We start from the raw sequence: 19,137 nt of genomic DNA on the forward strand, positions 1-19,137 counted from the left end.
AGGTTGTTCAAAACATCCGAAAAAAGCTTTCGTAGTGCAAGCAGGATGCTCGAAGCTACGCCTCCTCGACATACTCGGCTCTTTTTGTCTTAAAACATAATCAAACGTTATCTTATCATGTTCGAAGAAGCGGGGTGAAATGAATAGAAAAAATTTTTGGATCCCCTTGAAAATAGACGATTTTTTCGTTAGGATAAGAATCTGTGCGTGGTTATAAAACATTGGAGGAGTACCCAAGTTCGGCTGAAGGGGGTAGTCTCGAAAACTACTAGGGGCCTCACGGCCCGCGGGGGTTCGAATCCCTCCTCCTCCGCCATTTAAAAACGATGATTCAACCCTCTCTAGGACAGCTGGAGAGGGTTTTTATGTGTAGCGTTGGAGTTTCGAGCAGTGCAGGGGAGAGGAAAAGTGTGTTCCTGCAAATGTTGAGGAAGGTAGCAATCGGTGCCGCTCTCCCCTATAAAATAAAAGTTTCGGGACGTCCTTTACATACCAAAACCCATTCGATTATACACCTGAATAAGCCATGAATCCGCCGTCAACCGGAACTGTAATTCCGGTAACAAAACGTGATCTTTCCTCATCCGCTAACCAGAGAAGTGGCCCTAGAAGATCTTCCGGTTCCCCGAATCGCCCCATCGGTGTGTGCGTGATAATCTTGTTCGCTCGCGCGGTTAACTCCCCGTTTTCTGTAGTTAATAATGAACGATTTTGATCGGTCAAAAAGAAGCCGGGCGATATGGCGTTGACGCGTATGCCTGCGTCGGCAAAATGCACGGCAAGCCACTGGGTGAAGTTTTCAATCGCTGCTTTGGCTCCGCTATAGGCAGGTACTTTCGTCATTGGGGAGGGCGCACTCATAGATGAGATGTTAATGATCGATGCTCCCTCCTGATCAAGCATATCTTTTGCGAAAACCTGTGTTGGCAGTACTGTGCCTAGCAAATTTAGCCTAAAGACGTGATCAAAGCCGGTGAACGTCATGTCGAAAAAGCTCCTGATAGATTCATCTTCGATATCACCTGAACAAAAGGTTTCCTTTGACGTAGTTGCATCAGAATGATTTCCCCCGGCGCCGTTAACCAATAAATGGCAAGGTCCAAGCTTGGCATTAACTTGATCACGAGCCTGCCGTATACTTTCCTCATTCAAAACATCGCAAGAAACGGACAAAGCGGTTCCGCTTTGTTCTTTAATAGAGGCAGCAACTTCCTCCCCCTTTTCAGCAGTGCGATTGATAATGGCTACTTTCATTCCTTGACGGGCTAATTCCTGTGCCATCGTGCTACAGAGAACACCACTTCCTCCGGTGACAACGGCCACTTTATTTTTCAGCATCTATCTCATCTCCCTTTTCAGCTCGATCATAGGCATCCCAAAGCCCCCAAAGATGCATGATTCCGAGGGCACGATCGTACAAACCATATCCTGGACGACACCTTTCGTCCCAGATATGTCTTCCGTGGTCTGGACGGACATAGCCCGTGTAATTATTTTCGTGGTAAGCTTTCACAATATCGGCAATGTCGACGGATCCGTCCTTACTACGGTGGGACGTCTCAATGAAATCACCGTTATCATGAACATTAACGTTACGAATGTGCGCGAACGGAATGCGGTCTTGAAATCTGCGAATAATGCCGGCGATATTATTTTCCGGATTTGCACCTAGGGAGCCGCTGCACAGTGTGATCCCGTGAGCGGGTCGATCGGATAAAGCTAAAAAGCGTTCCACGTTCGCTTCGTTCGTAATAATTCGCGGTAGCCCGAATACAGACCAAGGCGGATCATCAGGGTGAATCGCCATTTGAATATCATGCTGATCAGCGATAGGCAAAATTTGCTCAAGAAAGTATTGTAAGTTGTTCCAGAGGTCTTCTTCCGTCATTCCTCTGTAGGCATCAAACAGTCGTTCAAGATCTTGAAGCCTTTCCGGTTCCCACCCGGGCATTGTAAATCTTGCGTTACTTGTTGTCTGGTTTACGAGTTCTTTGGGATCCATACCTTTAACTTTCGCATTTTCATAAAAAAGAGCGGTGGAACCATCTTCCATTTCTTTATATAAATCCGTCCGAGTCCAATCAAATACAGGCATAAAGTTGTAGCAAATGACTTTAGCACCGGCGGCAGCGACATTTTTAATACTCTGCTTGTAGTTTTCAATATAGTGGTCACGGGAAGGAAGTCCGAGCTTGATGTCTTCATGGACGTTAATGCTCTCTACGACATCGATATGAAAGCCGTACGCTTCCGCTTGCCTTTTTACTTCCATCACTTCGACAAGGGGCCAAACTTCTCCGGCTTCACGATCATGTAAGGCCCACACAAGGCCCTCGACCCCGGGGATTTGCTTGATTTGTTCCAATGTTACTGAATCGTTGTTTTTTCCGAACCAGCGAAATACCATGCGCATGTTCGGGTCACATCCTTTCTGCTTAAAATGTTAGAACGACTTTACGAGCCTCTTGATGTGGATTTTCTAGTAATTGAATTGCTTCTTTGACTTGTTTAAAGTTAAAAGTGTGGGAGATCATTGCTGCCGGGTCGAGTTTCCCAATGTTCACTTGTTTGATTACTGTGCCAAATTGATTCGCTTGCAAACGGGATCCTGTAACGGTTAACTCTTTTTTTGTCAATAAAAGGGACGGAATAGATGACGGTTGTTCATTAAACCCGAGTGTAACGACTTTTCCCGCTATAGAAGCGAGGGTAACCGCTTGTTCAAACGTCCTTGCTGTACCAACGGCATCAATGACAACATTGGCAAGTTCTTCATCTGTTTTTTCAATAATCACCTTTTCAAGATCTTCTTCTCCCGGGTTAAGCAGGTGATCGGCCCCAATACTCTTCGCATAATCAAGCCGATATTGATTAAAATCAGAGATCAATACGGTGGCACCAAGTTGTTTAGCCATGAGCAAACAACTTAGTCCCGTTGGTCCGGCCCCCATGATCAGGACCGTGTCTCCTTCCTGAACGTTGCCCCGCATGGTAGCTTGGGCACCAATCGTCATCGGTTCAGTCAACGATGCTGCTTCAAAAGAAATATTTTCATTAACTTTATGCCAATTGTCGGCAGGTGCGACCATGAATTCTCTCATCCCGCCATCTCTGTGTACGCCGTACACCTCCAGGTTCACACATACATTCTGTCGCCCTTGACGGCAAGCGTAGCACTCCCCGCAGTAGGAAATCGGTTCTAACGCGACCCGATCTCCCGGTTTGAGTGTGCTTACCTGATTCCCGATCGCTGCCACTTCACCGGAGACTTCATGTCCGATCACCCTTGGATATACGGTGAAAGGGTTGCTGCCGTGGTAAATGTGCATATCTGAGCCGCAAACCCCTACGGCTTTAACCCTTACAAGCACGTCATCCGGACGTGACACTTTGGGCATATCCTTCATTATTATATCGAGTTTTCCTGGTTTAGACACTTCAATCGCTTGCATCGAATCATCCCTTCATTATTCAAATAAACCTGGCAAATACAATGATATTGATGGCACGTAGCTTACAATCAATAGGACAATTAATGCCACGGCAAAATAGGGTATAAGCTCTTTCATAGTTCTTCCAATCGGCACTTTAGCAATGCCTGAGGCAACAAACAAGCATACTCCCACGGGTGGGGTAGACAACCCAATCATGAGTGTAAGTACCATAACGACCCCAAAATGAATCGGGTCCATGCCGATGCCTTCCGCAACAGGCAACAATACAGGAAATAAAATAACAAGAGCTGCTATTGTTTCTATAAACATGCCGACGATAAGCAGAAGACCCAACATTAATAGAATGATTAAAAATGAGTTCTCTGTAATAGATAAAATCCCATTTGCTAGCATAACGGGGATATCTTCATTAACGAGAATCCAGCCAAATAAGTTTGCTAATCCTACGAGCAATATGATTGATGCTGTTAACGTTAGTGTGTTCCCGATAATAGTTGGAATATCTTTTGGCTTCAGTTCCCGGTACACAAGCCCGCCAATAATAAAGGCATACACAACTGCGATCACTGCCGCTTCTGTTGGCGTAAAGTAGCCGCCTAAAATCCCCCATAAAATAATGACGACCATTAACAGTGCCCAAAATGCTCCGAGAAAAGATTTACCTACAAAAGGTAAAGGCTGACGCTCTTCTTTTGGATATTTTCGTTTTACAGATATCACATAGGTGACGATCAGGAACCCGGCCGCGAGTAGAAGCCCAGGGATGGCACCTGCAATAAACAAGTCGCCGATTGATATGCCAGCAAGAGTTCCTATAATAATCATCGGAAGCGAAGGCGGTAACATCGGCCCGACCGTTGAGGAAATCGACGTAACAGCTGCAGAAAATCCGGGTCCGTAACCTTCTTTTTTCATGGCCGGGATCAATACTGAACCAAGGCTTGCCGTGTCTGAGAGAGCGGTCCCAGAGATTCCTGCGAAACCTAGGGAGGAAGCAACATTTGTCATTCCCAGCCCCCCGCGAATATGTCCAACACAAGCTTTTGCAAAAGTAATAATCCGGTCTGTGATACCTCCAGCATTCATCAGATTTCCGGCAAGAATAAAGGCAGGAATGGCAAGCAAGACGAACGAATCCATCCCTGAAAACATTGCTTGCGGGATAATAGTGAGTGGTGTATCGGAAAATAGCAGATACAGTAGAGATGAAATGCCAAGGCTAAAAGCAATGGGTACACCAAGCATAATAAGGACAAGAAATCCAATAACTAATACCAAAGCCATCATGATGGATCACCTTCAGACGTACGGTTTGTAAACTGGTCAACAATGAAAATGAGAGAATAAATGAACACGAAAAAAGCTAGCAGTGGAACAGAAGCGTAAAAATAGTTCATCGGAATATCAAGCGCCGGCGCCACAAATTCTTCTCCCAATCGATAAAAACGGATCCCCTCTACGAATAATACAACGGAAAATATGGCAACTAATACATAAATAGCGCTTTCATAGAATCGTCGCCATCTTTCCGTAAGAGCCATAATTAATAGGTCGACCTTTATAAATTCGTTTTTACGGATGGCAATGGGGGCAGCGAATGTAATGGTATAGACAAATAAATAACGCGATAATTCTTCAGTCCAGACTGCACTATAAGGAAGGTAGCGATCCATAATCTGTATGAGGACCACCACGAGTAAGCTCACAAATAATATGATCGACATATATTTTAAAACTTGATCGAATACAGCTGTAGCCTTCACTTGTTTTCCTCCTCTCTGCTTTCTTCTTCGATGATTTGTAAATAGAGCTCGTATGGTTCTTCCTCTAAATTATCCTGGATGGCTGGAAGCATCGCTTCCCGGAAGGCGTTCTGATCAACCTCGTTGAAGGTAACGCCTGCTTCTTTCAAACGTTCATCCACTTCTTCAGCCTGTTCTTCCATTAAATCTTGAGCATAATTTTCAGCTTCTTCGGCGGCTTCAAGTACTTGTTCCCTTTGATCTTTCGGCAACGCCTCTAACTGCTCATTACCCACAACAACATAGATCCAAGAGGGAACATGTTCGGTAAGGTTCACGTACTCCTGCACTTCATAAAAACCGTTACTCTCAGTCAAATCATTTGGATTTTCCTGGCCATCGATCATTCCCTGCTGCAGACCGGTAAAGGTTTCATCCAAACCAATCACTTGAGGGTTGGCACCGGCTTCTTCCCACGCGTCTAAAAATAGCGGTACATTTGGAACACGAATGTTAAACCCATTTAAATCATCAGGGTGTGAGATAGGAATGTTTGACGTTAAATTTCGTGGTGAGCGATCCATATAAAATAAAGGCGTTAAGCCGACATCATCGATAATGTCTTGTTCAATCTCTTGTCCGATCTCCCCTTCAATGATTTTCTGTTTATGTTCCTGATCCTCGAATGCGTATGGAGTTGCCATCAAAATGGCGTTAGGAGTCCATACTTCTAGCGTCTCTCCGGTAATTGTTACATCGGTGGCACCATATTTAATACTGTTAATGCTATCAACTTCATCACCTAGCTGACTGTTAGGATAAATATCTATAACCACTTCTCCATCGGTTTTTTCTTCAACAAGTTCAGCAAACACTTCTGATGTTTCGTGCCAGGGGTGGCTTTCATCAGAGATATGGGTCATAGTCCAACGGGTAACATCATCGGTTTTTTCCTGCCCGTTTGACGCACAACCTGACAATACGAATGCACAGGTTAATGCAACATAGCTTGTTTTTTTCAACAACAAGGTTTTCCCTCCTTGATATAGTCTCTATTTGAAGTAAGCGGGAAAAGATTCTTTTAATGCTACCTGATCGACGGAAACAAGGGAGAGATGTTTACGCATGATATTTGCGGCGGTATCAGCGTCTCCTTGTTTAACCGCTTTCAAGATTTCCGTATGATGTTGCAAAAGAGTTTTCCAGTTATATTCAGCTGTAAGGCTGAGCATTCTTACCCGATCCAAGTGGATATTGACTTGAGAAATGACATCCCAGACTCGGGCTTTACCACATCCTTCAGAAATCAAGGCGTGAAACTCTTCATCAAGATGAAATAGCTTATCGAATTTTTTTTCCTGCATAAACAGTTCCTGCATTCGTAGATTCATTGTAAGACGATCGAGCACCTCGGGATCAAAATGCGAACATGCAAGTCGTACGGAGGCAACTTCAAGATGTTCACGAATAAATCGAGCGTCTTCTACATGTGAGGAATCAATTAAGGTGACGATGGATCCTCTTTGTGGAAGAATCTCAAGCAAGTAATCTTGCTCCAGTTTTTGAAATGCCTCCCTAACCGGCGTGCGGCTTACTTCCATCCATTCAGAAATTTCTTTTTCTGAAATTGAAGAACCTGGTTTAAATTTAAGTGTAATAATGTTTTCCCTTAACGTTTCATATACACGATCTCGTGTGGAGAGAGGCTTGGATAATGAGCTCAAATGATGCAATCCTCCTTGTAATTTTAAAATTAACATACTACCATACAAGTATAGTAGTATATTTTTAATAAAAATGAAAGCGCTATCTACAATAATGAGGTGGAAAAAATGAATACAGCTGCGACACACCATAAACTGAAGGAAAAAGTGGTTGAAAAATTTCTAACAAATGGAGTCAGAGAGGAAGAAGCGAAAATTATAGCAGATGTCCTTGTCCACGCGAACTTACGGGGCGTTGACTCCCATGGGGTACTCAGGGTTGAGCATTATATCAAGCGTATTCAAGCGGGTGGTTTAAATATAGAGGCCTACCCGACTTTAGAAGAAACGAGTGATCACACATGCATATATGACGGAGACAACGGGTTCGGTCATGTCATTTCAAAAAGGGCAATGGATAAAGCAATAGCGATGGCAAAAGATTCAGGAATTGGGAGTGTAGGGGTAAAAAATAGCAGTCATTGCGGTGCCCTTTCTTACTTTGTCAATCAAGCTGTTGAAGAAAAACTAATTGGAATTGCTATGTCACACACGGATAAAGTGGTTGTGCCTTTTGGAGGTGCGGAACCTTTTTTTGGGACCAACCCAATTGCTTTCGGTTTCCCTACAAAAGAGGAAAAATCTGTGGTTCTTGATTTAGCCACAAGCAATGTAGCTTTAGGTAAAATCTTGGACGCCCAGGAAAAAGGGGAAAAGATTCCTCATGGTTGGGGTGTCGATGAAAACGGTGCTAGCACAAACGACCCCGATCAAGTATCCTTTCTATCCCCGTTTGGAGGAGCGAAAGGATATGGGCTTGCCTTTGTTGTCGAGGTTTTTTCTGCATTATTAACGGGTTCAGCTTTCGGCCCCCATGTATCTAAAATGTACGGGGATTATGCTCAGTATCGTGGTCTAGGACATTTCTTTATGGTAATTAATCCAGAAAAATTTGAGGTTATGAATTCATTTTTAGGGAACATGGATCAAATGATTAGAGAAATCCATTCCGTTAAACCTGCAGAATCAGTCGAACGTGTTATGGTTCCTGGTGAGCCTGAAACTTTGGAAGAAGAGAGAAGAAAGGAAAATGGGATCCCTTTGCCAAAACATATTTGGGATTATTTAAACGAATAGGGTGAATTTCTTTTACCTAGGTGGGCCGTTGGGATCCGGAGCAAGATACCGATCCCGGGCAAGTGATCCGACAAGTCATTGCGGTCAACGCCAAGCATGGGCCGTGCCTAAGAGCACTTCCCATGGCCGTCAACAATGGCCGAGAGGGCCAAGAGGTGCGCCGCAGTCACGGTCCAAAGCCTTTGCGGCAGGTGCGGACCAGCCGCATCGTTGAAGAAGCGCTCGATCAAGGTGGCATCGTGACGTAGGAAGACCTCGCCGACCTTCTGGCCGTTGATGTCCGCTCGGTTGAGCGAGATGTTCAAGTCCTTACCCAGCCAGGCGTGCGCGTCCAAACGAGAGACGCTTATCATGATATTGGCCCTACGCTTACGCATAAGGTTTGGCGTTTTGGTCCGCTGATGAAGTGCGTGTTAGCCTGTCATAAAGGAGCCCTCCGGGGCTCTTTTTGTGCTATCATCCTACAAACTCTAAAATGCCGCTCATTTTTGTTGGAAAGTCTTTGGATGAGAATAAAAACCGTAGTTTTTGGGTGTTAACCGATTAATGGTCCGGATTAATGGTCCTGAAAATTGATGATGCCTTTAAACATTTGAAATGAAAAGAACAAAGATCTTATAGTTGTATTTCTGATCGCTATTTTGCTAAAGTCATTGAAAACGGGCATAGACATAAAACGACCTTAAGGAGTGATTTTCATGAAGACATTTCAATACAACACCTCAAGCCGGGATGACATGATTGATATCACCCAAGATATTCAAGACTGGGTGACGCAAGAGGGGTACCTCGATGGTGTGGTCACGCTTTTCAATATGCATACAACAGCAGGCTTAACGGTCAATGAAAATGCTGATCCAGATGTAAAAAGAGATTTTATACGCCGTTTGGATGAAGTATATCCCTGGTCTCACCCTGAAGATCGTCATGGGGAGGGCAATACTGCGGCCCATCTAAAAGCGAGTACAGTAGGAACGAGTGAAACATTGCTAGTAAAAGATGGAAGGCTTGTCTTAGGAACATGGCAAGGGATCTATTATTGTGAATTCGATGGCCCGCGCAGAGGGCGGAAGGTACATGCACGATTTAACGGAGAATAAATATAGTTGTTAAATAATGTTTTAAATTCTTATGCCTGTCGCAAAGAATATTCATTATTGTTGTAATGGGTACACACTGGTGGTATGGCATTCTATGGACATGAACATCGGAGAAGTCAAGACATATGGAAGAGTGTTTAATTACAAAGCGGGAGGAGGTATTGCTATCGATGCAAGACAATTCAACATTTAAAAGTGATCAAGCTCTTCAGAAGGTTACGTTAGGAGAATGTAAACCTCACAATGCGCCCATCACTCTCCTGGAGTATGATTCACGCTGGCCTAAGTTATTCGACAAAGAGGCAAACCGGATTCGTTCTGTACTCAGCAACAAGGCATTGCAAGTGAAGCATGTGGGATCGACCTCAGTTCCAGGAATGTGTGCCAAGCCTATCATTGATATTTTATTGGTTGTCATGGACTCTGCGGACGAGACGAACTATGTCCAGGACTTGGAGCAAGCCGGCTACATCAATCTGCACGTATTCAGCAAAGGGGCATCTGAGGTCGACCGAATGTTACGCTTCCGGGATTGGCTGCGAGCCAACAAATATGATCGTGACAACTATGCACGCGTCAAGCGTGACTTGGCTCAGCGTAATTGGCGGCGCGTACAACACTACGCGGATGCAAAAAAACTCGATCGTACAGGAAATCATGGCAAAAGCAAACGCAGTGGAGTAGATGACCTACTTAAAGGAAGAGCTGAAAGGGATAAGCAAATGATTTTAAAACGTTCAAGTTGATGGAGTATCTCGGAGGACTCTATCCGAACCGTTGGAATTCAAGTTCATACACTGTCTGTATATGTCTTACAGTCCCTTCAGGATCAACCATTAAGAAACCTAATAAGACAGCAACCAATCCACAAAAGATCATTTTGAACCAATGTCGCCGCCATAAGAAATAAATCACAAAACCACCGAAGAGAATGAATAAAACCATAGATGCATCCATCTGAAAAACCCCAATATCAAAAAGAGATATTCGAAATTAAAAAGCTGTTTGTATACGTGATGCAAAGAGACGTTCAAACCCTTAGTCCTTTAAAGGAATCGTTGCCACATCCCAGTAAAGTACATAAGCTGAGGAGGGTCCCGGTGGATTAAAAACTGGTACGTGCAAGTGTGAAAGAAAAGACACCCGGAGGTGCCTTTCTTTCCATTGCGTTTCTATTATAGATCCAGCCCGCCCTCTTCATCTTCGGCTCCAGAGTCTTCTTCCATACCGCTTTCATCTTCAGAACCAGCAGGGGCATCTTGGTCTTCTTCCATATCTCCGCATGCAGCTAGCATACCAACGGAAAAGATCGCTGAAAGGGCTCCATAAAGAAGTTTTTTATTCATGATAACTACCTCCATATTGCATTATTCATAGGCTAAATGATGAAATGATCATTAGCTGCGATCATCATATCAATGCATGGTAGATCCGTATAGGGGTTGCGTCCTTTTTTGATTTTCTATTTACACTTTTCCATATTATTGAAATGTATCTGATATCTCACTGTAAAGAATAAGGAGGGGCGTACAACATTTGACATCTATCGTTTAATGAGGAGAGAGAATGACCTCAACCCTCGAATGGGCATGAATTCCATGTTCGCAAGCAATTTGGGTCATAGGCTACTAAATGTAAGTAAACACAGCAAATTCCTAAAAAGGCTTTCTGTATATGTGAATAAAGACAAGATAATAGCCAATACAGGAAATATGGTAAGAGGAGTACTTTTCAATGAAACAACAGGCCATGACCATATTGAACGTGTAACGACGACGGCAAGAATGAGGAAGGGGAGATAAATTTGTCTTTACCACTGGTAGCTCTTTTACATGATTGAGCAGATAATAAAGTGGGAAAAATCAACACCGGGGAACTTCTCTGAATCAATTTAAATAATGCAAAAGGACGCTTCCCACGAATAAGGAATGCGCCCATCTTATAGATGAAAGGAAGAAAGATGAATGAGAAAGTGGAACATGAACTCATTCGAAACCTAATCAAACAAATTCTTTACTTTCTCCACAGTATACCCACTGCCGCCACGGTCCTCTACATCTTCAATCATCATTGAAATCAGCATATCTTCATCTTGATAATCGTAAGCCACGAACCAGCCATTTTCCACGTCATCATCTTCTTCATGCGATGTCTTTAACTCCGCTGTTCCTGTTTTTCCTGCAATCGTGAGGTCTTCCATCACCGGCTCATACGCAGAGCCTCGTTCATTTTCAACAACGCCGCGTATCCCTTCGGTAATCGTTTCCGTTTCATCAGCCGGCGTGACCTCTTCGTTCCAGGTCTGACGAGGTTCCTCCTGGTACTCTAGAGTTGGAGTTAACATATCGCCGTCGTTCAAAAATGGCGTAAATGTCGCGGCCAAGTGCACAGGGGACATCAACATTTCTCCTTGTCCGTAACCGGTGTCGGCAAGCAGAATATCCTCATCCAATCCATCTTCTGCTATCTCGGATTCAATGACCGGAAATTCATATGGCACATCTTCTTCAAAACCAAAGCTGTGTAAGCCATCTATAAAGTCGTCGCTTCCTGTATCAAGCGCGGCCTGGGCAAAATAAATGTTGTCGGAGGTTAGCAACGCATCCTTAAGATTGACTTCTGTTAAACGATCGGATACGCGTGTGACTTCATATCCGCCCCAGCTGTCATCTGGCTGCCAGCTTTTGCCTTCAATATTTTTCTTTTCATCGGCTTCCAGACTGTCATCCTTTAGCGCAATCGAAGCAGTGATCGGTTTTATGGTGGACCCAGGAGCATAACGATTATTAAATTTTGCGGAAAAAGGGGAGTCCGGATCTTCATTTGCTTCCTCAAACTCTCCCTCCGGCCACCCAAATATAAAATGATTTGGATCATACGCGGGGGTGCTCACAAGTCCAATGGTTTCTCCCGTGGTTGGCTGAAGTGCTACACCAGCTCCGGAATCACCATCCATTTCCGCAAACATTCTTTCTTGAAAATCAACGTCAATCGTCGTGATCACATCCTCACCGTCTTCTACTTCTGTTTCAGCAATGACTTCCTCACTCTCTGGAATCAAAATCCGCCAGCCTTTCGAACCGCGCAGCTTCTCTTCATAGAGACTTTCAAGGCCCGTGCTTCCTACTACCGAGCCAGTGCTGTATTGATCCGATGGTAATTCCTCTAGATCCTCAGCATTTACTTCTCGGATATAACCAGTGAGATGGGCGGCTTTTTCAGCGAGCGGGTAGTAACGGGAAGTGGAGTCTTGAATCATAACGCCTGCACTTTCTACCAAATCTTCCGTCACGTCATCCTCACCTGGTTCAAGCTTGGTAACGGGAACAAAAGCATCATCCATAGCCCAGTCGGCATCAAGTGCTGTTTCGATTTCGTCTTCTGGTACATCCGTTAACTCGGAAACTTCAGCCACTGTATCCTCATCCATTTTGCCTGGAACAATGCCCACTTCGTCAACGGTAGCATTCATTGCCAGCTGCTTATGATTCCGGTCCAGAATATCCCCGCGCACCGGTTCTTCGGGTATCACTTGTACAGTTTCACCAACCCCAAGTTCAGGAAAAATAAACGAAGAACCCCAGTTCACCTTCCATGTATTACCATCCTCTGTTTCTTCTTCAACTAATTGAGCTTCACCATCAAAAGCAACATCGCCGGCAAGGGTTTCCATCGAGACTTCATATGGAAAAGGGTCCCCTTCCTCCTCATCCTCTTCGGCCATGTTTCCGGCCTCTACGACTAGCTCCTCGACTTCAACTTCTTCATAAATCGTTTCATAACGATCCACGAATGCGTTTTTATCTATTTTATCCTGCACTTCTCCCGAAAGATATGTATACATTTCTGAAAAGTTCTGATCATTCCAAACAGCAACAAACTCGTCCATCACTTCCTCCTGTGTCGGTCCGTTCGAGCAAGCGCCCAGGCCCAAAAGAAGAGCTAATGACAGATATTTTTTCATCTAAACCCTCCGTTCATCCAAATCGAACATGGTTTCATTGTAATAAAATTTTGTCGAAAACGCACCAGTGAGAGTACTGTAAATAGACAAATGATTTCAAGAGTTTTTGGCATAGGGTTTGTTTCCCGGCTTGCCTTTACATCGTATCAGATGTTGTTCAAAAAGCTGTTAAGAATAGCTCTCGCGGTGCAGGCAGAATACTCGAAACTACGTCTCCCCGCCCTAACGGCTCTTTTTGTCCTCCCTTTTTGAACACGTTCTATTATAATATTCATCCAACAAAGCTTGTATTCCACCTCAGTATCCCTTTAAAAGAAGCAGGAAAATGACTAAAGGTCGAGGGTAACTGATTTCATAGTTGCTTACGCGCACTCATATCATAGTTCTGTAAAGAAAAAAGGAATACTTCTTTCAGGAGGGGTGATCATTTGGGTAAAAATAGAGGATCGAATAAAAGTAATAACCAAGAAAAGGATGAGGAAGAGCTTATCCGGATGTCCGAAGACTTCGTTTACTACGGTGCTGTGCTCAATACTCTTGCATCGGTATTGACACTAATCGGTTTAGATATTGCCCGGGAAGTAGATCGACGTGAGGATTCAGCAGAAGCTGAAGAAGTAGCAACAGGATTCGCAGCTGATTTCGAAGGTTCTGACGGTAACGTAGATCTCCCCAATCATCTTTATACCAACATCAAACAAATGAGAAATGAATTGGATCGGGTTAATTGGAAAGTAAAAATCCTGCAAGAACAATTGGATAAGTGGAATCAACCCCCATATTAATGAAAGGAAAGGCCAATGCATACTCCTGCTTCCTAAAAAGTATGGAGCATAAAAGTCCAAGCCCTGAGTAACACCAGGTTTACACGGCAATTGAATCGTTGAATGAAGTAAGACTGTAGGAGTTAAAAGGGGAGAGGGGGTTACGTTCGTTTAACCTCTCCATCCAGTGGATCGTATACCCCTATGCTTTCTTTCTCTGCTAAAATAAGTGGAGAAAGAAGTAGGTGAATATAGATGAAATCTTTAGCGATCATTCCTTGTGGAAATAAAAAAATTTGGGATAAGAAAGAAGGAGTTGGCCCAGTGCCCGCCCAGGATGCTTATATTGGAACATTCCATAAATTATGCCGTGCCTATGCGGAGAAATTCCATACTCATTGGGTCATTCTTTCTGCAAAACACGGCTATTTACAGGCAGAAGATACTGTCTCAAGCCCGTATAATTTATCATTCAGCCACAAGAGTGATGAGATTATTTCGATCAGAAGGTTATCTGAACAAATAAAGGATAAAGAATTGGACCAATTCCAGCTTCTCGTTGTACTTACAGGCAGAAAGTACAAACCGATCGTAGAAAAGAGCTTTGGCACAGGTTATGAGATCCAGATGCCGCTTTTGGGCAGCCGTGGTATTGGAGAGATGCAACAAAAGCTGAAGCGGGCGCTAGAGGAAGGGCGACCGATATCCTGAGTTTATTCTTGGCGGCTGATAGTGATATACTGGATAAGTAAGCGTTTACCTTAATGGAAGGGGAGGTTTGATGAGTATTACGCTAGGGAAATTATTCGAATTATCTGTCGAGAAGTTCTCGACGAAGGAAGCTTTATATGATGCCCGGTTGGATCAACGATGGACATTTAAAGAGTGGGATGACGAAATCAATCGATTGGCTGAAACATTAAGGATTCATGGTATTGAAAAGGGAGATCGTGTCTCGACCATTTTATTCAATACAAGCGAATTTGCCCATGCCTATTTTGCCTGTGCAAAATTAGGAGCTGTTTTTAATCCGATTAATTTTCGGTTATCGGAAAAAGAAATCGAATATATTATACGTGATGCCGCTCCAAAAATTGTGCTGTTTGAACAGGCGGTGGAAAAGGGAATACAGCCAGTTGTAGAACGACACCCAAACATCAAGTTTTGGTCCATTGATCATCAACCCGTTTACGCAGATTATTATTATGATCAAGTGAAAAATACAAAAGTGGTTCGACCTAAGTTAGAAGAAATACATGAAGATGATGTGTATGCTGTGATGTATACAAGCGGCACAACGGGGAAGCCAAAAGGGGTTATACACACGCATCGAGATATGGTTGATCAAAGCTTAATTCTTATGGCGTCCCAGCGGTTATCATCAAATGATCGGGGTCTTTCGGTTGCCCCTATGTTTCATTGCGCAGAACTCCATTGTGCGTTTTTACCCCGCGTCCATGTAGGAGCATCGAATGTTATCCTGCATCATTTTGAGCCGCATGCTACTTTAGAGATCCTTAAGAAGGAGAGGATTACGGCATTTTTTGCTGCCCCGACGATGTGGAATATGATGTTGCAAGAAGATCGATCTTCCTTTACGCTCCCTTCTTTAAGGCTAGGTTTGTACGGAGGAGCGCCCATGGCTCCAGCTTTAGTTCAAAAGGTAAAACAACAATTCAACGTAGATTTAATTCAGGCTTATGGAATGACAGAGATGGGTCCTGCGATTACCGTTCTTTTTGAAGGTGAGCAAATGTCTAAAGCAGGATCTGCGGGAAAGCCGCTTTTAAATCATGAGGTGCGGATTGCCCGCATGCAAGAGGAGGGGAGAACAGATCCGGGCCATCTCGCAGACGCCGGGGAGTTGGGAGAAATTATTGTGAGTGGTCCGAGTATGATGAAAGAATATTTTAACAATCCTGAAGCTACGAGGGAAGTATTACGGAATGGGTGGTACTTTTCAGGAGATATAGGTTATATGGATGAAGAAGGATTTCTATACGTGAATGATCGCATTAAAGACATGATTATTAGCGGTGGAGAAAATATTTATTCCCGTGAGGTAGAAGATGCTTTATTTGAACATCCGGAAGTGTTGGATGCGGCTGTTATTGGTATCCCTGATGAGAAATGGGGGGAGAAGGTGACTGCTTTTATCGTGAAAAAATCAGAAGGGATCACCGCGGGAGAATTAGAGGAATTCTGTTTAGAAAGCGACCGTCTTGCAAATTATAAACGCCCGCGGCAATTTAAATTTGTCAATGATCTTCCCCGTAATGCATCAGGCAAGTTGCAAAAATATTTATTGCGAGATCAGGTAAAAGGATAATAGGTGTCTATCATCTGTCCAATAACTACTATCGGCAAAATATTCAATAATTTTAGCTTCAGTACCATTTAACGTATGAACAGTATACAAGGAAGAGAAGTAGTTGCTCCATGGATAAACAAACAAGCCCTCTATTTCCGAGTGGAGGGCTTGTTTAGCGGTGCTTACTGTAAAATGTTTTCAATCCTATCTAGTGTTGAAGTAGATAATTTTATCCCACTGGCTTTTACATTTTCTTCCACTTGTTCTGGCCGGCTGGCACCGATAAGTGCACTGGAGATATTATTTTGACGTAAAATCCAGGCGATGGCCAGTTGTGACAAGGAGAGCTCTTCATCATCGGCTACTTGTTGTAATTCTGCCACGCGATCAAGTGATTCGTCATTGAGAAAGCGGGAGATAATATTATAATTTTCAGCTGCTCGGCTGTCTGATGGAATGTCCGCTCCTTTTTTGTATTTTCCGCTTAAAACACCTTGAGCTAGCGGGGAGAAGACGACTTGGCCGATACCGTGTTGCTTCCCTTGCGGGATAATCTCTTTTTCAATGTAACGATTCAGCATGTTATAGACCGGTTGGTTAACGACCAGGCGATCGAGTAAGCGTTTATCAGCGATGTGTAACGCTTCAGCGATTTGCGCCGGTGACCATTCGCTTACCCCGATGTATAGTACCTTTCCTTGTCGTACAAGGTCATCCAACGCACGTAGCGTCTCTCCCAAAGGTGTATCGGGGTCAAAACGGTGACAGTAGTATAAGTCTACATAGTCGAGCCCTAACCGTTTTAAACTTGCATTGCACTGTTCCATAATATGTTTACGTGAAAGCCCGCGGTCATTTGGTCCCTCTCCCATGGGATTAAACACTTTCGTTGCAAGTACGTAAGATTCACGAGGGTATTGACGCAACGCTTCACCGACTACTTTTTCTGCTTCCCCGCGCCGATATACGTTGGCAGTATCGAAAAAATTTATGCCGAGATCATATGCTTTGTGAATGGACTGCATGGCCGCGTCTTTAGCGACATATCCGCCATAGGTGAGCCAGCTTCCAAGACTGATTTCACTAACTTTAACGCCGGTATTTCCTAAAAAGCGATATTCCAATGCCAATCCTCCTTCTCTCATAATTTTTCTGTATTAAGTTATATGTTCCCTTTGGTCCCGATGTCTAAACACTTGAAGAAATTTCGAAAGGATTTTCAATTCGTTATTATAGACCCAATTATGGTAAAATGTGAAAGTGATCTTGTACGGTGCGAGAAGGGTGCGTTGAATTTAAATGGCAGATGCGAAACTCGTTCGAGGGACCATGTTGCTCACAGGCGCAACGATGACGTCCAGAATCCTCGGACTCCTTTACATATTTCCGTTTACATTACTTGTCGGGCAGCAAGGGAATGCTCTCTATCAATATGGGTATCTTCCTTATACGATTCTATTAAGTTTGGCCACGCTTGGAGTGCCCATGGCTGTATCTAAATTTGTCTCGAAGTATAATGCATTAGGTGATTATAGAACTGGGCAACGTTTGCTTCGCTCTGGCGTCGTTTTTATGACCATTACCGGTTTCATTACGTTTCTTCTTCTTTTTCTATTGGCTCCGGTCATTGCGGGATGGGTGCTTCCGAGTGATGGAGATCCTTCAGGCAATAGCCACGGTGATGTCGTTTTTACGATTCGAATGGTAAGCTTTGCATTGTTGATTATTCCGGGAATGGCTGTGTTTAGGGGCTATTTTCAAGGGTTTCAATCCATGGGGCCGACGGCGGTTTCACAGGTCATCGAACAAATCGTACGCATCTTGTTTATCCTTGCTACATCGTTTTTAATCATTCAAGTGCTCGATGGTTCTTTAGGGTTGGCCGTCGGCTTGGCAACATTCGGTGCTTTCGCTGGCGGTTTAAGCTCATTACTGGTTCTTCTTTACTTTTGGAAGAAAAGAAAAGCAGGAATTCAAGAGAAGATAAGCGAAAGTAATAAAGACCACCAATTATCGCTTATGACCATGTACAAAGAGTTGATCATTTATGCGTTGCCGCTATCATTTGTCGGACTTGCCATTCCTCTTTTTCAGGCGATTGATCTATTTACGTTTAATGATGCCATGAGCTCGTATGGTGTAAACGCTGGTGAAGCGGAAACTGCATATGGGGTGTTTTCCCGCACGACGCACGCGTTAATCATGATCCCGGTAGCCATTGCAACCGCGATGGCTGTGAATTTGATTCCGGCGATTACACAGGCGAATACAAACAACGATGTGGAAAAAATGCATAGTTACATGACGAAGACTTTTCAGCTTATTCTTTTTTTCACGATACCTGCAGCCGTTGGTTTGACAGTATTGTCAACACCAGCTTTCGCTTCCTTATACGGACTTGAGGATGTAGGGGTTGGGAGCATGGTTTTAGGTTATTACGCCCCAGCTGCTATTTTATTCTCAATCTTTACCGTCACCGCCGCGATGCTGCAAGGGATGAATCGTCAAAAGCATGCAATCATTGGACTTTGTATCGGCCTTTTCTGTAAGCTCGTTCTTAATTTCGGGCTGATTAGTAGTTTCGGGGTTCTTGGCGGGGTCCTGGCTACAATTCTCGGATATATCGCTGCGGTCGGCTTTAACATTTGGGCAGTTGGTACATTTGCCTCCTATCAATATACGCATATTGGGAAGTTTGCCGCCAAAATTACAGGGTTCACAGCGATTATGGGGATGGCCGTCTGGATTGTTCGCGAAGGAGGAAGCGTCGTTTTTAATACCTCCGCACAGAGCGGATTTGTGGCGATTCTAGTATTTGGCGTGCTTACCGGCCTATTGATTTATTTGATCCTGGCCATTCGAACTGGGGTAGCCGAGCAGGTACTTGGCAACCGCTTTAGCTTTTTGAAAACAAGAAAATAATACAGGCTTTTCGTATGTTTTACTAGATGCTAGACCATG

The 19,137-nt window shown here is 43.8% G+C and carries 19 protein-coding genes, 1 tRNA gene and 1 pseudogene; 9 read left to right on the forward strand and 12 right to left on the reverse strand.

Annotated features, from left to right (window positions below):
* The first annotated feature begins 223 nt into the window (after nt 1-223).
* Nucleotides 224-316: transfer RNA gene (locus HNR44_RS00140), tRNA-Ser, on the forward strand.
* Between the two features lie 191 nt (nt 317-507).
* Here HNR44_RS00140 and HNR44_RS00145 read toward each other — a convergent pair.
* Genes HNR44_RS00145 through HNR44_RS00175 form a run of 7 tightly spaced genes read right to left on the reverse strand, consistent with a single transcriptional unit; the run spans nt 508 to nt 6,921 of the window.
* Nucleotides 508-1,338 carry an SDR family oxidoreductase gene (locus HNR44_RS00145; RefSeq protein WP_184402118.1) on the reverse strand — a complete coding sequence of 277 codons (831 nt, stop codon included), beginning with the start codon at nt 1,336-1,338 and terminating at the stop codon, nt 508-510.
* On the reverse strand, nt 1,325-2,413 hold the full coding sequence (gene uxuA / locus HNR44_RS00150; protein ID WP_184402119.1) for a mannonate dehydratase: 1,089 nt from the start codon (nt 2,411-2,413) through the stop codon (nt 1,325-1,327). The genes HNR44_RS00145 and uxuA overlap by 14 nt, the downstream gene beginning before the upstream one ends.
* A 22-nt stretch (nt 2,414-2,435) precedes the next feature.
* Nucleotides 2,436-3,452 (reverse strand): zinc-binding alcohol dehydrogenase family protein, encoded by a 1,017-nt coding sequence (locus tag HNR44_RS00155; RefSeq protein ID WP_184402120.1) that lies wholly within the window; start codon nt 3,450-3,452, stop codon nt 2,436-2,438.
* 15 nt (nt 3,453-3,467) lie between these two features.
* Nucleotides 3,468-4,742: a TRAP transporter large permease gene (locus HNR44_RS00160; protein ID WP_184402121.1), complete on the reverse strand. Its 1,275-nt coding sequence runs from the start codon at nt 4,740-4,742 to the stop codon at nt 3,468-3,470.
* Complete coding sequence (locus tag HNR44_RS00165) at nt 4,739-5,218, reverse strand: TRAP transporter small permease (protein ID WP_343069306.1); 480 nt, start codon at nt 5,216-5,218, stop codon at nt 4,739-4,741. Before HNR44_RS00165 ends, HNR44_RS00160 begins: the two co-directional genes overlap by 4 nt.
* Nucleotides 5,215-6,222, reverse strand: a complete 1,008-nt coding sequence (locus tag HNR44_RS00170) for a TRAP transporter substrate-binding protein (RefSeq protein WP_246406857.1) — start codon at nt 6,220-6,222, stop codon at nt 5,215-5,217. Before HNR44_RS00170 ends, HNR44_RS00165 begins: the two co-directional genes overlap by 4 nt.
* Nucleotides 6,223-6,249: 27 nt before the next feature.
* A complete protein-coding gene (locus HNR44_RS00175; protein WP_246406860.1) occupies nt 6,250-6,921 on the reverse strand; it encodes a GntR family transcriptional regulator in 672 nt (223 codons plus the stop codon).
* Between the two features lie 108 nt (nt 6,922-7,029).
* Between HNR44_RS00175 and allD the strand changes: the two genes are divergently transcribed.
* Nucleotides 7,030-8,037 carry an ureidoglycolate dehydrogenase gene (gene allD / locus HNR44_RS00180; protein WP_184402123.1) on the forward strand — a complete coding sequence of 336 codons (1,008 nt, stop codon included), beginning with the start codon at nt 7,030-7,032 and terminating at the stop codon, nt 8,035-8,037.
* 107 nt (nt 8,038-8,144) lie between these two features.
* Here the strand turns inward: allD and HNR44_RS00185 are convergent, their stop codons facing one another.
* On the reverse strand, nt 8,145-8,372 hold the full coding sequence (locus HNR44_RS00185; RefSeq protein WP_184402124.1) for a hypothetical protein: 228 nt from the start codon (nt 8,370-8,372) through the stop codon (nt 8,145-8,147).
* Between HNR44_RS00185 and HNR44_RS17965 the strand changes: the two genes are divergently transcribed.
* The 3 genes and pseudogenes from HNR44_RS17965 (at nt 8,304) to HNR44_RS00200 (ending at nt 9,821) form a co-directional block, all read left to right on the forward strand.
* Entirely contained in the window at nt 8,304-8,576 is a 273-nt protein-coding gene (locus tag HNR44_RS17965; RefSeq protein ID WP_184403480.1) for a hypothetical protein, read from the forward strand. The genes HNR44_RS00185 and HNR44_RS17965 overlap by 69 nt on opposite strands.
* 159 nt (nt 8,577-8,735) lie before the next feature.
* Entirely contained in the window at nt 8,736-9,137 is a 402-nt protein-coding gene (locus HNR44_RS00195) for a secondary thiamine-phosphate synthase enzyme YjbQ (protein WP_184402125.1), read from the forward strand.
* Nucleotides 9,138-9,307: 170 nt separating this feature from the next.
* Nucleotides 9,308-9,821, forward strand: a pseudogene (locus HNR44_RS00200) (GrpB family protein).
* 81 nt (nt 9,822-9,902) lie between these two features.
* On the opposite strand, the gene HNR44_RS00205 reads toward HNR44_RS00200, so the two are convergent.
* The 3 genes from HNR44_RS00205 to HNR44_RS00215 all read right to left on the reverse strand — a co-directional run bounded on the left by HNR44_RS00205 (nt 9,903) and on the right by HNR44_RS00215 (nt 13,101).
* Nucleotides 9,903-10,094 carry a hypothetical protein gene (locus HNR44_RS00205; RefSeq protein WP_184402127.1) on the reverse strand — a complete coding sequence of 64 codons (192 nt, stop codon included), beginning with the start codon at nt 10,092-10,094 and terminating at the stop codon, nt 9,903-9,905.
* 218 nt (nt 10,095-10,312) lie between these two features.
* A complete protein-coding gene (locus HNR44_RS00210; RefSeq protein WP_184402128.1) occupies nt 10,313-10,483 on the reverse strand; it encodes a hypothetical protein in 171 nt (56 codons plus the stop codon).
* Nucleotides 10,484-11,133: 650 nt separating this feature from the next.
* Complete coding sequence (locus tag HNR44_RS00215) at nt 11,134-13,101, reverse strand: penicillin-binding transpeptidase domain-containing protein (protein ID WP_184402129.1); 1,968 nt, start codon at nt 13,099-13,101, stop codon at nt 11,134-11,136.
* A gap of 428 nt (nt 13,102-13,529) precedes the next feature.
* Here HNR44_RS00215 and HNR44_RS00220 point away from each other — a divergent pair, with 428 nt between their 5' ends.
* The 3 genes from HNR44_RS00220 (at nt 13,530) to HNR44_RS00230 (ending at nt 16,194) form a co-directional block, all read left to right on the forward strand.
* A complete protein-coding gene (locus tag HNR44_RS00220; protein WP_184402130.1) occupies nt 13,530-13,886 on the forward strand; it encodes a hypothetical protein in 357 nt (118 codons plus the stop codon).
* Between the two features lie 234 nt (nt 13,887-14,120).
* Nucleotides 14,121-14,576 carry a DUF6884 domain-containing protein gene (locus HNR44_RS00225; RefSeq protein WP_184402131.1) on the forward strand — a complete coding sequence of 152 codons (456 nt, stop codon included), beginning with the start codon at nt 14,121-14,123 and terminating at the stop codon, nt 14,574-14,576.
* A gap of 70 nt (nt 14,577-14,646) precedes the next feature.
* On the forward strand, nt 14,647-16,194 hold the full coding sequence (locus HNR44_RS00230; protein WP_184402132.1) for a fatty acid--CoA ligase: 1,548 nt from the start codon (nt 14,647-14,649) through the stop codon (nt 16,192-16,194).
* Nucleotides 16,195-16,358: 164 nt separating this feature from the next.
* On the opposite strand, the gene HNR44_RS00235 is transcribed toward HNR44_RS00230, so the two are convergent.
* A complete protein-coding gene (locus HNR44_RS00235; protein WP_184402133.1) occupies nt 16,359-17,300 on the reverse strand; it encodes an aldo/keto reductase family protein in 942 nt (313 codons plus the stop codon).
* Between the two features lie 175 nt (nt 17,301-17,475).
* Between HNR44_RS00235 and HNR44_RS00240 the strand changes: the two genes are divergently transcribed.
* The gene (locus HNR44_RS00240) at nt 17,476-19,098 is read left to right on the forward strand and encodes a putative polysaccharide biosynthesis protein (RefSeq protein ID WP_184402134.1); all 1,623 of its coding nucleotides are present in this window, start codon (nt 17,476-17,478) and stop codon (nt 19,096-19,098) included.
* Nucleotides 19,099-19,137 lie beyond the last annotated feature (39 nt).

The sequence above is a fragment of the Geomicrobium halophilum genome (assembly GCF_014207655.1).
In the GTDB taxonomy this organism is placed as follows: Bacteria; Bacillota; Bacilli; order Bacillales; family Marinococcaceae; genus Geomicrobium; species Geomicrobium halophilum.

What these genes read in the sequence shown, in the direction of transcription:
- HNR44_RS00145 (WP_184402118.1), bottom strand. Translation starts at nt 1,338, where the DNA reads ATGCTGAAAAATAAAGTGGCCGTTGTCACCGGAGGAAGTGGTGTTCTC.
- uxuA (WP_184402119.1), bottom strand. Translation starts at nt 2,413, where the DNA reads ATGCGCATGGTATTTCGCTGGTTCGGAAAAAACAACGATTCAGTAACA.
- HNR44_RS00155 (WP_184402120.1), bottom strand. Translation starts at nt 3,452, where the DNA reads ATGCAAGCGATTGAAGTGTCTAAACCAGGAAAACTCGATATAATAATG.
- HNR44_RS00160 (WP_184402121.1), bottom strand. Translation starts at nt 4,742, where the DNA reads ATGATGGCTTTGGTATTAGTTATTGGATTTCTTGTCCTTATTATGCTT.
- allD (WP_184402123.1), top strand. Translation starts at nt 7,030, where the DNA reads ATGAATACAGCTGCGACACACCATAAACTGAAGGAAAAAGTGGTTGAA.
- HNR44_RS00195 (WP_184402125.1), top strand. Translation starts at nt 8,736, where the DNA reads ATGAAGACATTTCAATACAACACCTCAAGCCGGGATGACATGATTGAT.
- HNR44_RS00205 (WP_184402127.1), bottom strand. Translation starts at nt 10,094, where the DNA reads ATGGATGCATCTATGGTTTTATTCATTCTCTTCGGTGGTTTTGTGATT.
- HNR44_RS00210 (WP_184402128.1), bottom strand. Translation starts at nt 10,483, where the DNA reads ATGAATAAAAAACTTCTTTATGGAGCCCTTTCAGCGATCTTTTCCGTT.
- HNR44_RS00215 (WP_184402129.1), bottom strand. Translation starts at nt 13,101, where the DNA reads ATGAAAAAATATCTGTCATTAGCTCTTCTTTTGGGCCTGGGCGCTTGC.
- HNR44_RS00225 (WP_184402131.1), top strand. Translation starts at nt 14,121, where the DNA reads ATGAAATCTTTAGCGATCATTCCTTGTGGAAATAAAAAAATTTGGGAT.
- HNR44_RS00230 (WP_184402132.1), top strand. Translation starts at nt 14,647, where the DNA reads ATGAGTATTACGCTAGGGAAATTATTCGAATTATCTGTCGAGAAGTTC.
- HNR44_RS00240 (WP_184402134.1), top strand. Translation starts at nt 17,476, where the DNA reads ATGGCAGATGCGAAACTCGTTCGAGGGACCATGTTGCTCACAGGCGCA.